The sequence below is a fragment of the Agrobacterium sp. 10T429 genome, assembly GCF_056393925.1.
This window is the reverse complement of sequence record NZ_JBFTGV010000007.1, coordinates 155,618-168,405: the sequence shown is the minus strand read 5'-3', so window position 1 is coordinate 168,405 and position 12,788 is coordinate 155,618. Positions and strand designations below refer to the sequence as shown.

Annotated in this window: 10 protein-coding genes; 9 read left to right on the top strand and 1 reads right to left on the bottom strand. The window is 57.5% G+C overall.

The features are described from left to right. The gene (locus tag AC1DCP_RS17145) at nucleotides 1-2,028 is read right to left on the bottom strand and encodes a hypothetical protein (RefSeq protein ID WP_019566406.1); all 2,028 of its coding nucleotides are present in this window, start codon (nucleotides 2,026-2,028) and stop codon (nucleotides 1-3) included. Nucleotides 2,029-2,359: 331 nt separating this feature from the next. On the opposite strand from AC1DCP_RS17145, the gene AC1DCP_RS17140 reads away from it, so the two are divergent. The 9 genes from AC1DCP_RS17140 to AC1DCP_RS17100 all read left to right on the top strand — a co-directional run bounded on the left by AC1DCP_RS17140 (nucleotide 2,360) and on the right by AC1DCP_RS17100 (nucleotide 12,379). Next, entirely contained in the window at nucleotides 2,360-4,006 is a 1,647-nt protein-coding gene (locus AC1DCP_RS17140) for an ABC transporter ATP-binding protein (protein WP_476774490.1), read from the top strand. 294 nt (nucleotides 4,007-4,300) lie between these two features. Then, nucleotides 4,301-4,786 (top strand): MarR family winged helix-turn-helix transcriptional regulator, encoded by a 486-nt coding sequence (locus AC1DCP_RS17135; RefSeq protein WP_026330963.1) that lies wholly within the window; start codon nucleotides 4,301-4,303, stop codon nucleotides 4,784-4,786. Then, nucleotides 4,786-5,496 (top strand): SDR family NAD(P)-dependent oxidoreductase, encoded by a 711-nt coding sequence (locus AC1DCP_RS17130; RefSeq protein ID WP_019566403.1) that lies wholly within the window; start codon nucleotides 4,786-4,788, stop codon nucleotides 5,494-5,496. The genes AC1DCP_RS17135 and AC1DCP_RS17130 overlap by 1 nt, the downstream gene beginning before the upstream one ends. 1 nt (nucleotide 5,497) lies before the next feature. After that, on the top strand, nucleotides 5,498-6,829 hold the full coding sequence (locus AC1DCP_RS17125; RefSeq protein ID WP_035199278.1) for an NAD(P)/FAD-dependent oxidoreductase: 1,332 nt from the start codon (nucleotides 5,498-5,500) through the stop codon (nucleotides 6,827-6,829). A 140-nt stretch (nucleotides 6,830-6,969) separates the two neighbouring features. Further along, entirely contained in the window at nucleotides 6,970-8,631 is a 1,662-nt protein-coding gene (locus AC1DCP_RS17120) for a peptide ABC transporter substrate-binding protein (protein ID WP_025596018.1), read from the top strand. A 125-nt stretch (nucleotides 8,632-8,756) separates the two neighbouring features. Further along, nucleotides 8,757-9,707 carry an ABC transporter permease gene (locus tag AC1DCP_RS17115; protein ID WP_013761327.1) on the top strand — a complete coding sequence of 317 codons (951 nt, stop codon included), beginning with the start codon at nucleotides 8,757-8,759 and terminating at the stop codon, nucleotides 9,705-9,707. A gap of 42 nt (nucleotides 9,708-9,749) precedes the next feature. Then, nucleotides 9,750-10,640 (top strand): ABC transporter permease, encoded by an 891-nt coding sequence (locus AC1DCP_RS17110; protein ID WP_003517690.1) that lies wholly within the window; start codon nucleotides 9,750-9,752, stop codon nucleotides 10,638-10,640. Between the two features lie 12 nt (nucleotides 10,641-10,652). Further along, nucleotides 10,653-11,978 carry an NAD(P)/FAD-dependent oxidoreductase gene (locus tag AC1DCP_RS17105; RefSeq protein ID WP_476774489.1) on the top strand — a complete coding sequence of 442 codons (1,326 nt, stop codon included), beginning with the start codon at nucleotides 10,653-10,655 and terminating at the stop codon, nucleotides 11,976-11,978. Between the two features lie 59 nt (nucleotides 11,979-12,037). Further along, a complete protein-coding gene (locus AC1DCP_RS17100) occupies nucleotides 12,038-12,379 on the top strand; it encodes a cupin domain-containing protein (RefSeq protein ID WP_212509374.1) in 342 nt (113 codons plus the stop codon). The last annotated feature ends 409 nt before the right edge of the window (nucleotides 12,380-12,788 follow it).

Sequence of the window (12,788 nt, the reverse complement as noted above, 5' to 3'; positions counted from 1 at the left end):
TTACTCGGCCGTCGCCTGGATATCGACCTTGTCGAGAAGAAGCATCGGGTTTTCAGACGCTGCAACCAGATCAAAAAGACCAAGGCCATTTGGTCCAGTGGAGCGGGCGGTAACCGTAAGAGTACCTGGGTTGTTGATGAAGCGAAGCAACGCGTCCACCGCACTCTTGAGTTTGGGCTGTTCAGCTGCGATCTGCTGCAACCCCGCGCTTGCCACGAGTGTCAGAACACCGCGCACTTGATCCTCGGTCATGTCGTTTTGCAGAGCGTAAAGCTTGATAGCCTTGGCCATCATACCTTCGTCCTTGATCGTCAGCTTTACCTCGCGGCCCGCGAGCCCCAGGAGGGCGGCCTGAGTACGATTGGTATCGAAGGAGAAGAACTCCTCGGTGAACCCGCTCGCCAGACCGGAAAAATTGACGCTGCCAATATCCTTGCCGCGCATGGAGATTTCCCGGATCACCAGGTTCTTGTTCGGTTCATCCCAGCCGGCGGCAAGGGCATAAGACAGGGCGAGTGCCTCGAAACCCAGTTTGCGGGCTTCGACAAAAACTTCCTCGGTCGAATCTTCCGGGATCGGAAGAGAAAGGTCATCCTGCCTGATCACGATATCTGTGGGTATGCCGTTGAAGGGCTTTGTCAGACCCATCTCGAAATTCCTGAGCGTGAACTTGATGCGCTCAGGCACGCCCTCCGTCTTTTCACCAGTCTCGTCGTCTGTCTGTTCCGGGGCGGCGACGTCAACATTGATGCCTCCGACGCGGACGGTGCCCAGTTCCGGTATCAGGTGATTAAACGGGAAAGTCTCGATCTGCTTGTCGTCAAGCCCGACGATTTTGGAGAGACTCTCGATTGTGGAACTCCAGTCAAAGCCCTTGAGGCTTGCCTCGGCGACTTCGATCGTGTCGACGCCATTTCCGATCGACATGCCATTCAGGCCGAAGTCGAGCTTACGGCTGTCCATCTGCATATCGATACGATCAATGCCGACCTTAACCCTTTTGCCGGCAGCCCCTTCGCTTTCATCAGGCGCGTCGGCCTTGAACCCGAGCAACTGCATGTTGCTCTTGCCAATCATATCGAGAATGGACAGGGCCTTGGCGAAAATTGCCTGGCGTTCCTGAGGTGAAAGCTCGTCGGTATTTTTGGCCGCCGAAAGCGCGTTCATCGTTTCCAGAAGCGGCTCGGCCGGCATGCGGGCGCTGAAGCCGTCGCTGCGTATTTCATCGTAGGTGAAATGACCGTCTCCGTCTGAGAACGAGATTTTGCTGACGGAGAGCGGACCATAGAGAAGCTTTGCGTCCTTATCTTCGGGACCCGCTTTTTCCGTATAGAGCCTTGCGAGGTAAGCGGCATCGAAGTCCTGTCCGGCTACGGCGCCGGTCGATACGACCAAGTGCTTCTTTTTCATCGCGCCAGTGCTGTCCGGTAGATCCATCTGGATGTCGTAGCTGGCGTTGTCGATGGAATATCGGGCGACCCGGCCTTTGGCGATGTCCGAGAAGGCTACGTTCTTATAAACAGTCTTCTGCTCGGTGGTGGCGATGGACTGCGTGAATGTCATCTCAGGCGTGGAAATACGCTCTGCTGCAAAGCGCTCTATGCGCTTAGGCAGAGAGTTGGCATTTCCGTCTCCGGATACTTCAGCCGCATCCGGTTTTGTGAACGCGGCATTCTCGACACGCGCATGCGCCATCGAGATCTTGCCGGTTGGCACATCAACATTGATGTCGTTCAGCTCCAGTGCGCCATCCAGGAAAGGAAATTTTGGACGTCCATCGATAGCGGCAATCCGGATGTTCTTGCCATCGGCAAGCGGCAAGGCCAGTTCGCGAATATGAATCTGCCCGAGGAAATCAACCTCAACGGAACGGGCAGTTGCGCCAGTGCGAGCAACGAGTTCGCTGACCTTTGCTTCGTAGAAGGCCTTACCCCCGATGACGCCTGCAGCAGCAACAGCAATAATCGCAACCGCCGCCCATAAAGCTTTGGTCCGGCCCTTACCGGTTTGGGTATTTACCTGTTCCACGAAATTGGTCCTCTCCGACGCGATTTGAAACTGCACGCCTTTTAAGCACGCGAAAGTTGCTCCGCAAGTGGGCGCTAGCGGGACAGTTGGAGAACTTGTCCCAAAACGCAAAACGCCGGGTCCGCTCCTGACCAAACATCAAACGGGACCGCCTGGCATTTTGCAGATCATAAAGGTCAAGAATGCTGGGCAGCGCCAACGCGGTGCCGGTTCGAGCGTCTCAGCTGCCGCCACTCACTGGACAATATAGTAGACATAGTCCACCATATTGTTTCCGACGTATGAAGCGTCGGCCAAAGCGAACAAAGTTACAAAAAAACAAGGGGAACTTATGTCGCATCCAACCACGTCAGCCGACGTGGTGCTGTCCGTTCGCAATCTCACGGTGGATCTTCCGCCGGGAATGGAGCGCACCCACGCGGTCAAGAATATCTCTTTCGACCTCCACGCAGGTGAAATCCTGTGCATTATCGGTGAATCCGGGTCCGGCAAATCCGTCACTGCCAGCACGATCATGGGGCTCTTGTCGCCCGTGATAAAAGTCAGCTCCGGCGAAATCCATTTCAAGGGAATGGACATACTTGCGGCCAGGGAAGATAAAATCCGGCCGCTGCGTGGTCAGGCGGTCTCAATCATTTTCCAGGATCCGCTCTCCGCGCTCAATCCGCTGATGACAATCGGGGATCAGATCGCCGAAGTGCTTGAAGCGCATGGCTATGGAACGCCTGAAACCCGCAAGACCAAGGTTCTGGATCTACTTGAAGAAGTCGGTCTTCCCGACCCGCCTCTGATGCGGCTGCAATATCCATTCCGTCTGTCTGGCGGACAACGCCAGCGGGTCATGATCGCCATGGCACTGGCACTCGATCCGGATGTCCTGATTGCCGATGAGCCAACAACCGCTCTCGACGTTACCACCCAGGCGCAGATCCTTGAGCTCATCCGCAAGATACAGAAGCACAAGAACATGAGCGTCATGTTCATCACCCATGATTTCGGCGTCGTTGCCGAAATTGCCGATCGCGTCGTGGTGATGGAGAAGGGATATCTTGTGGAGCAGGGAAGGGCGGACCAGGTTCTGGTCAATCCCGTTCACCCCTATACCCAGCGACTTGTCGCTGCGGTTCCGCGGATGCGGAGCACTGAGCGTTCAGTCAGCGAAGAAGGCCCCGTCGTTCTCAAGGTCGAAAATCTTGAGAAGGAATATCGCAGCTCCGGCTCGTTTTTCCGCAAGGCCCGTATCGTCAAGGCAGTCAAAGGTGTCAGCTTCAAGCTTCACAAGGGCCAGACCCTTGGTATCGTTGGCGAAAGCGGGTCGGGCAAGTCCTCGCTCGGGCGTGTCCTGCTGAAATTGCTGGACGCGGATGGCGGTTCAATATGCTTCGATGGCCGTGACATAGCAGCGATGGACGAAACGGCGTTTCGATCGTTGCGACCCTATATCCAGATGATTTTTCAGGATCCTTTCGCGTCGCTTAATCCCCGCCATACGATCGGCAGGATCTTGACGGTCGGCCCCGTTGCCCACGGAATGGCTGTGCATGAGGCGAGAATAAAGGCTCTCGGAATTCTGAAGCTCGTGGGGCTGGATGAACAGGCCTATGACCGTTACCCGCACGAATTCTCCGGCGGCCAACGCCAGCGCATCGGCATTGCCCGTGCACTGATGTTTGATCCGGTCGTCCTTGTGGCCGACGAAGCCGTGTCTGCTCTCGACGTTTCCATACAGGCGCAGGTTCTGGAGCTTCTGGCGCGGGTGCAGGCTGAAATGAAGGTGGCGATGATCTTCATCACCCATGACTTGAGAGTCGCAAGCCAGATTTGCGACGATGTGCTTGTCATGCACAAGGGAACGGTTGTCGAACAGGGGCCGCCGACAAAAATCTTCCGGTCGCCGGCCCATCCCTATACCCGCAAACTCGTTGCTGCGATCCCCGGTGCGGACTGGGAACCTGCGGCAACTGCCGTCGGCACATAACATCGAAGTCTGACGAGCCGGACACCTCGTCAGACTTTGCATCGCGCGACATCAAAGACCGATTGCACCGCCGGATTATCGTGGGTCCGGCGGCGCCAGAGGTTTTCCTTTTAAAGGTCTGATTTAAATAATAAAAATATGATTTCAGGAATAAAAAGTAGTTGCGTTTGTCTACTAATTATCCTTTCATTCAGTCACGAAACTGACATACGACATGGCCGAAAACCTGCACTGCGGCACGCCGGGAAAGCGTGTGCGCCAATGTCGATCTTTGACCATTCGAACGGAAACTACATGTCCAAACCAACTGAAAACCCGCCGACATCGCCAACTGATATCAATCTCGACGTGCTTGAAGACACGCTGAGCTTTTACATCCGCACGATCAACCTTGCCGTATCGCGCGATCTCGATGCCCGGCTGGACGGGCTGGATGTGGCGAAGGGAACTGGAAAGATCACGACCCTGCTGCTTGTCGATGACTACCCGGGTATCCGTCCTTCAGTGATAGCTCATCTGACGATGCGGGACCGGTCTGCAATGGGCAGGATCATCGACCAGATGGTGTCGCACGATCTGATACGCCGGGAAGTGTCGCAGGAGGACAGCCGCGCCCAGGAGCTTTACATCACCGAAGCCGGAGCGGCACTTGCAACGAAAATCCGGGAGATCGTTCCGCAGCAATCGCGCGATTTCTTCAGCTTCATCCCGGAAGACGAGCAGAAGCAGGTTATCGACATTTTGCGTCGCGCCTACCGCCATATTGTGGGGCTAGCATGATGGAACGAACGACAAAACGCGTTGCTCTCATATCCGGTGCAAGTCGGGGTATAGGCGACCATATCGCTGCTACTCTTCTTGGCGAAGGCTGGTCGGTATCGCTTGGTATGCGCAGCCCGTCGCTGCCGCAATGGGCTGTGGGTCACGAGGGACAGGTCCATCTTGCCCATTATGACGCAAATGATGCGAGTGCGGAGAAGCGCTGGGCCGATGAAGCGCATCAGCATTTCGGTCGTATCGATGCTGTCGTGGCCAATGCCGGCATCATGATACCGAAGACAGTGATCGAAGCAGATGACGAAGACATCGACGCCATGCTTGCGGTCAACGTCAAGGCACCGAGAAGGCTGGTTAAGGCCGCCTGGGAGGCGTTGAGCGAGAGCGGTCGTGGCCGGGTCATCATCCTCGCTTCCCTCTCCGGCAAGCGGGTGAAGTCCGCATCTGCCGGTAGCTATTCTCTCTCCAAATTCGCGGCGGTCGCGCTTGCGCATGCCATCCGACAGGCGGGCTTCGAAAGCGGCGTGCGCGCGACAGCCGTATGCCCCGGTTTCGTTGCGACAGATATGGCGACCGCCTTATCCGAACGGCCGGCGGATCAAATGACCCAGCCCGCCGATCTTGCCCGCATCATTGCCATGCTGCTGTCCTTACCGAATGAGGCTTCCGTCGCCGAATTCGCCATCAATTGCCAGCTTGAGGAGTTTTTTTGACATGCCCGGTCCTTATGTCGTTCCCGTCCATGGCGATGCGGAATTGCCGAAAGAAGTCGATGTCGTCGTCATTGGCGGCGGCATTATCGGCACCTCCACCGCGCTTGAACTCGTCGATCAGGGGCTGCGTGTTGCGCTTTGCGAAAAGGGCGGTATCGGCCACGAGCAGTCGAGCCGCAACTGGGGCTGGGTGCGCATTTCCCGCCGCGACCCACGCGAGGTGCCCTTGATGGCAGAATCGCTGCGCATCTGGGCGGATCTCAATCGTCGTACAGGGCGGGAGACTGGTTTTAAGCGTTCCGGCATCGTCTTTACATGCGCAAACGAAAAGGAATTTTCCGAGCACGAACGCTGGAACCGCAATCTGGAAGGCTACCAGATTGAAAGCCGCATGCTGAGTGCAAAGGAATTCAAGGCGAAATATCCTCATTCCAACATGGATGTCGCCGGTGCGCTCTATACTGCCGGTGATTGCCGAGCCGAGCCGCAGCGCGCCGCGCCTGCCATTGCGGAAGCTGCCCGCGACCGCGGCGCCTTCATCCTGACCGAATGCGCCGTGCGTGGTCTGCAGCTTTCCGGCGGCAAGGTGTCTGGTGTCGTGACAGAGCGCGGTGAAATTGCCTGCAAGGCGGCGGTCATGGCGGGTGGCGCGTGGTCCAGCCTGTTTCTCGGCAACAACGGTCTCGATCTGCCGCAGCTCAAGGTCATGAATTCCGTGCTGCGCACAAAGCCGCTGGAAGGCGGTCCGGAAGAGGCAATCTGGTCGAACGGTTTTGCGATCCGCAAGCGCCTCGACGGCGGATATACGATCGCGAACGGCTTCCAGAACATCGTCGACATCGTGCCCGCATCTTTCCGTTATGCACTGAAATTCCTGCCGGCTCTGCGGCATGAGTGGCGCTCGCTCGACCTGCGCCTGACTGGCCGCTTTTACGATGAATGGCGCATTCCGCGCCGCTGGGCGCTCGATGAGGCTTCACCCTTCGAATATAACCGCGTGCTCGATCCCGTTCCGGCCATGGACATGACGGACGGCGCCTTTGCCAAGCTGAAGAAGGCCTTCCCCGTTTTCGAAAAGGCCGAAATTTCGCAGCGCTGGGCGGGCATGATCGATGTGACGCCCGACGCTATTCCGGTCATCGACAATATCGACGCCATTCCGGGCTTTCATGTTGCAACCGGCTTTTCCGGCCATGGCTTCGGCATCGGCCCGGCGGCTGGAAAACTCATGGCTGATATCGTCACAGGCCGCAATCCGATTGTCGATCGTCGCGATTTCCGTTTCAGCCGCTTCAGCGACGGTTCGAAGATCGAACTGGTCAGCGGCTTTTGAAATGAGAAGCCCGGCGGTCAGGTGCCGCCGATCCTTTTGACGCATGAGGCAGGCAACTGCTGATGGGAGTAGTACCGCCCAAAGAGGCGGAAGCAAAAATAATCGTCGTGTTCAACCATCGGATCAAGGGGAACTAAAAAATGTCCGACCAGAACAAGCCGCTTATCAATACCACCCGCCGCCAGGCACTCGGCCTTTTGGCGCTCGGCGCATCCGGCGTCGTCCTTTCCGGTCTTCCGGGTTTTTCCCGCGCCATGGCGCAGGACAAGGCCGCCAAAGGCCAGCTCACGGTCGGCTTCTCGCAGGAGCCTACCGTGTTCAATCCACATATGCCGCATATTGAGGTAGACGAAGGCATTCATTTCAGCATCTTCGACCCGCTGTTTTATGTCGACGAGAAAGGTGCCTTCGTGGCAGCTCTCGCCGCCGAAGTGCCGACGGTCGAAAACGGCGGCATTTCCGCCGATGGTCTCAACTGGAAGGTCAAGCTGCGTGACGACGTCAAATGGCACGACGGCAAGCCGTTCACCGCTGAAGACGTAAAGTTCACGCTTGAACTTCTGGTCGATCCCAACTTCCGTTCATGGCGCAAGACCGGGCACGAATTCGTAAGGGATTTGACCGTGGTTTCGCCGACGGAAATCACCTGGAAGATGGAAAAGCCATTCGCGCCCTATCCCTCGATCCTTGCTTCCACATTTATTACGCCGAAGCACCTCCTAGGTGCGGAAGCTGACCGCAATACCGCCGCCTATAACAACGCGCCGGTCGGAACGGGCGCATTCAAATGGAAGGAGCGGGTTGCGGGTGACTACATTCTGCTCGACGCCAATACCGATTATTTTGGTGATGGCCCGCATATAGAGCGTCTGGTCTACAAATACGTACCCGACCTGAATGTGATGTACACTCAGTTCAAGACCGGCGACATAGACGTGGTGGGCCTGCAATGGATCACACCCGACCATTATGACGAGGCCAAGGATCTCGCCGGCAAGGTGGTCAACGTCGTGCCGGGCTCGACGATTGAATCCCTCTCGTTCAACATGGAACGTCCACAGTTCAAGGAGCCGGCGGTAAGAGAGGCGCTTTATGCGGCGATCGACAAACAGTCGATCATCGAGGCACTTTATTACGGTTTGCCCACACCAACCGAAAGCTACGTTCCGCAGCAGTCTTTCTATTACAATCCAGATCTTCCCAAGCATGAATATTCCATCGAGAAAGCTAAAAAGCTGCTCGACGATGCGGGCTGGGCGCCCGGGGCGGACGGCATACGCGCCAAGGATGGCGTGAAGCTCGCCTTCACCTGCTCCACGACAGCGGGCAACCACATCCGCGAACAGGTTCAGCAATACATGCAGCAATCCTTCAAGGATATCGGCGTGGAGATGACCATTTCGAACCTGCCGCCAGCTGTCATGTGGGGTGACTACTGGATGCTGTCGAAGTTCGATTCGGTTATCGTCGGGCTCGACTTCCTGACCGGCCCGGATCCCGATACCTCCGACTTCTTCCGCTCGACGTCGAGTGCTGCAAAAGGCGGCTCGGGCCAGAATACCTGGCAGTTCGTCAACAAGGACGTCGATGATCTTCTGGCCAAGGGCGGCAGTCTCTTCGTGCCGGAGGAACGCAAGGCCGTCTACCTGAAGATCCAGGAGATCATGCGCAAGGAGCTGCCGCTGTTGCCGCTGTTCCAGTACGCAACGGTGCGTGGTCACAAGCAGGGCGTCGAAAACGTGAAGCCAAACGTCAATAACCGTATCGATACCTGGAACGTTGCGACCTGGCGTCTGGCGTAAAGCCTGCCGCAGACAGGGCTTTATGCCCGATCCATGTGAAGTGCCGGCTTTGAAGCAGCCGGCACTCTGACGGCTATTCGTGGATGGTTGCTAGCCAGTTCCACGATGCGACCTGGAGTCTCATCATGCTGACCTTTCTTCTCCATCGGATATGGCAGAGCCTCGTACTTCTGCTGCTTGTCTCGATCATCGGTTTTGCCATCCTCAACCTCGCGCCTGGCGGGCCATTGTCGCAATTTGCCCTGACGCCCGGCATGACGCGGGAGGCGCTTGATCGCATCGCCCACCAGATGGGTCTCGATCGACCCTTGCCGGTGCAATATCTCGAATGGGCCTGGCGCCTGCTGCAAGGCGATTGGGGGAAATCCTATCGCGACCAACGTCCGGTTCTCGATATCATCTCCGGGCATTTGTTTGCGACCCTGCTGTTGATGGTCTCATCAACCGTCGTATCGATCCTTGTCGGCACCTGGATCGGCATCAAGGGGGCGACCAAACGTTACACGCTGTTCGATTACACCGCCACGGTCGGGGCCATGGTCGCGCTGTCAATTCCCACCTTCTGGTTCGGGCTGGTGGCCATCTATGTTTTCGCGCTCAGGCTGAAATGGCTACCGGCGGGCAACATGTATACGATCGGCGATCAGTCTTTTTATGACTATGCAATTCACCTGATCATGCCGAGCCTGGTACTTGCCCTCGTCAACATCGCCGTCTGGAGCCGCTACATGCGGACTGCGACGCTTGACGTCATCAATCAGGATTTCGTCCGTACCGCCCGCGCCAAGGGGCTGACCCCGCGCCGGGTTCTGATGAAACACGTCGTCGGCAATGCACTTCTGCCAATGATCACCCTTGCCGGTCTCCAGCTCCCGACGATTCTCGGCGGCGCGCTTGTCACGGAGACGGTCTTTACCTGGCCCGGCATGGGCCGCCTGTTCCTCGATAGCCTTGGTTATCACGACTACCCCGTCGTGATGGGGCTTCTGATGTTTTCCGCAATCCTCGTGCTCATCGGAAGTCTGCTCGCTGACCTCATGGTTGCTCTCGTCGATCCCCGCATCCGGCTCGGATAGGGCCGGATCGACGAAACGCCGCACTCAATCGAAGGAAAGACCATGTCCGCTGCAACCCTCCATCCCTCACAAGCCGCACCGCGGTTCCACTGGTGGCAGAACCGCACGCTGCGCCGTTTCGCCCGCCACAAGCTTGCTGTGCTCGGCCTCATCATGATCACCGTCATGATTTTCGCCTGCGTGGTTGGGCCCTATCTCTTGCCTTACGACGAATTGTTCATCGATCTGCGCGCCCGTTTTGCCCCGCCGATGACCGGTTACCATATTTTCGGCACCGATCCGCTCGGACGCGACATAGCCGCGCGCCTTTTCAATGCCGGCCGCATTTCACTGCTGGTCGGGTTTTTCGCCATGGTGCTGTCGACACTGATCGGCACCATCATCGGTGTCGTTGCCGGTTATTATGGCGGGCGCATCGGCGCGATACTGATGCGTTTCGTCGATGCCTTTCTGTCTTTCCCGAGTATTTTCCTGCTTCTCGCTCTGGCTGCTTTCGTCAAACCGAGCCCGTTCATGATCACGGTTATCATTGCCGTCACGAGCTGGATGGAAATTGCCCGTCTGGTTGAAGCGGAAGTACGGTCTCTGCGCGAACGCGACTTCGTCATGGCAGCCCGTATGCTGGGCCTGCCCAATGGCTGGATCATGTTCCGGGAACTGCTGCCGAATGCTGTCGGCCCCATCATCGTTGCCGCGACCCTGACGGTCGCGCGTGCCATCCTTCTGGAAGCCTATATCAGCTTTCTCGGTTATGGCATTCAGCCGCCGCTGCCGAGCTGGGGCAATATGCTGAACGGAGCCCAGCAATATCTCGACAAGGCGCCCTGGCTCGCCATCGTGCCGGGCGTCGCCATCACGCTTGCCGTCACCAGCTTCAATTTCATCGGTGATGGGCTTCGTGATGCGCTCGATGCGCGCAGCGACCTGAACTGAAGGTGTCGGTAGATGGTTTCGTTCTCACCCTTTGATGTGACACTGTGGTATGCGACCGCAGCTTCAGCACCGCATACGGAGCCTCTTTCAGGTCGCGTGCGGGCCGATGTCTGCATCGTCGGCGCGGGTTATACCGGTCTGACGACCGCATTGGAGCTGGCGAAAACCGGCATCAATGTCGTGCTTCTGGAGCGGCAGGAAATCGGCTTCGGCGGTTCGGGCCGCAATGCCGGACATTGCACCCCGACCTTTACCCATTATAGCCTGCCAGAGCTGCGCAGGATGCTGGGCGAGCCCTGGGCGGAACGGCTGATCGAACGGCAGACGCGGGCGAATGACCGCGTCTCGAGCATGATCCGCGACTATCAGATCGACTGCGAATGGGTACAGAACGGTTATGTGATGGGCGCACCGCATAAGGGCGCCATGGATGAGATCAGGCGCAAGGTCGAGACCTATAAAGCCGTGGGCGCGAAAACCCGGCTGCTCGACCGTGACGAGGTGGAAGCGGTCACCGGCAGTCCGCGTTTCGACGGCGGCTGGCTGCACGAAGAGGCAGGTCACCTCAATCCGCTCGGTTACGCCCGCGGTCTCGGCCGTGCTGTCATCCAGGAGCGCGGAAAGATATTTACCGGCTCGGCGGTGACGGGTTGCGAACGCGACATAACCGGAGGCTGGAAGGTCAAGACCGATCGCGGAGAAGTGGTCGCGTCGAAAGTGATCTTTACCACTGGCGCTTATACGGTTGGTGGTTGGCCCAAGCTGGATCGAACCTTCAAGATTCAACGCGTGTTCGTTGCCGCTACGCAAATTTTGTCCGAAGAGACACGCCGGACGGTCCTGCCGCAGAACACGACCATTCATGATGGTCGCGGCGATATCTACGTCTACAAATACAATGCCGAAGGCCGGATCGTCGCATCGATGTTTCCCATGGGACGCCGCGGCCGCGACATGGCCTATACGAGACAGGTCATGAGCGAACGGCTCAAATGGCTGCATCCAAAGCTCCGGGAAGAGATCCGCTGGGAGTATTTCTGGTTCGGCGAACTCGATATGCAATATCGCACCGTACCGCGGTTTTATGGTCTCGCGCCGGGCGTGGTGGCTTTGACCGGTCTTTCGGGCCGTGGTGTGCCGACCGGCTCGATGCTCGGTTCCATTCTTTCGGAATGGGCGCTTGGCAAGCCGGAGAACGAGCTTGCCCTGAAGCTGGAACCACTGAAGGCAGCTCCCTTCTTTATGGGTTTCGCACCCTCAATGGCGCTGCGTTACTACCGGCTGCGCGACAACATATCCACGAAACTAGCTGGGGCGGAACTGCCGCCCCATGCCTGAACCGGCGCGGCCCCAAGGTCCGTGCCAACATTGACAAAGCAAGGAGAATTCCCGTGACCATGCCGATTTTCAATATTTCCGATGACGTGGATCTTGTTCCGGCCATGCCCGCCGAAGGCCGTGAAGGCGGTTCGTATCGTCGCCAGATATGGCAGGACCAGATCGAAAATGGCACAATCGTCGCAGTCTGGAAGGCCGAGCCCGGCATCTACAACTATCCGGGTCGTGACCTCGAGGAAACTTTTGTCGTCGTTGAGGGTGAGGCTATGTATTCGCAGGCCGAAGCCGACCCGGTGAAGATCGGTCCCGGATCGATTATCAGCATCGCCAAGGGCGTGCCAAGCCGCCTCGAAATCCTGTCGCCGTTCCGCAAGCTCGCAACTGTCATCCCGAAGCCGTGAGGTTTGGGGGAGGGGTGCCTGCAGACTTAAGGCGGGCTGTGTCCTGTATTCGCGGCACGAGGATTTAGGTCTCGCCGATCTGTCGTTCGTCACAGCGATCCGGTGCAACGCTGATGGCCCGACAATCAAAGATTTAAAGAAACAGGGCTCCGAGGAGACGCAGAGCCCTGTTTGCGTTCAATGGTTTGGGAAGCAGCTGGTGCAAAACAGGCCACTCATTTGAAATCCTTGTGACCGTCATCCCTTTTCCCAGCCCCAGCCGGTGCGAAAAAGCGGTGCCAGGGCCAGGGCGTTGATCCCTTGCTTATGGGGGCGTGCATCGGACATACTTGCACTCGAACCACAAAGGGCCAAGGGCAAGACGAGCCAGCGACGTTAGTGCCGGCTCGCGGAGCCATGCGGGAAGATT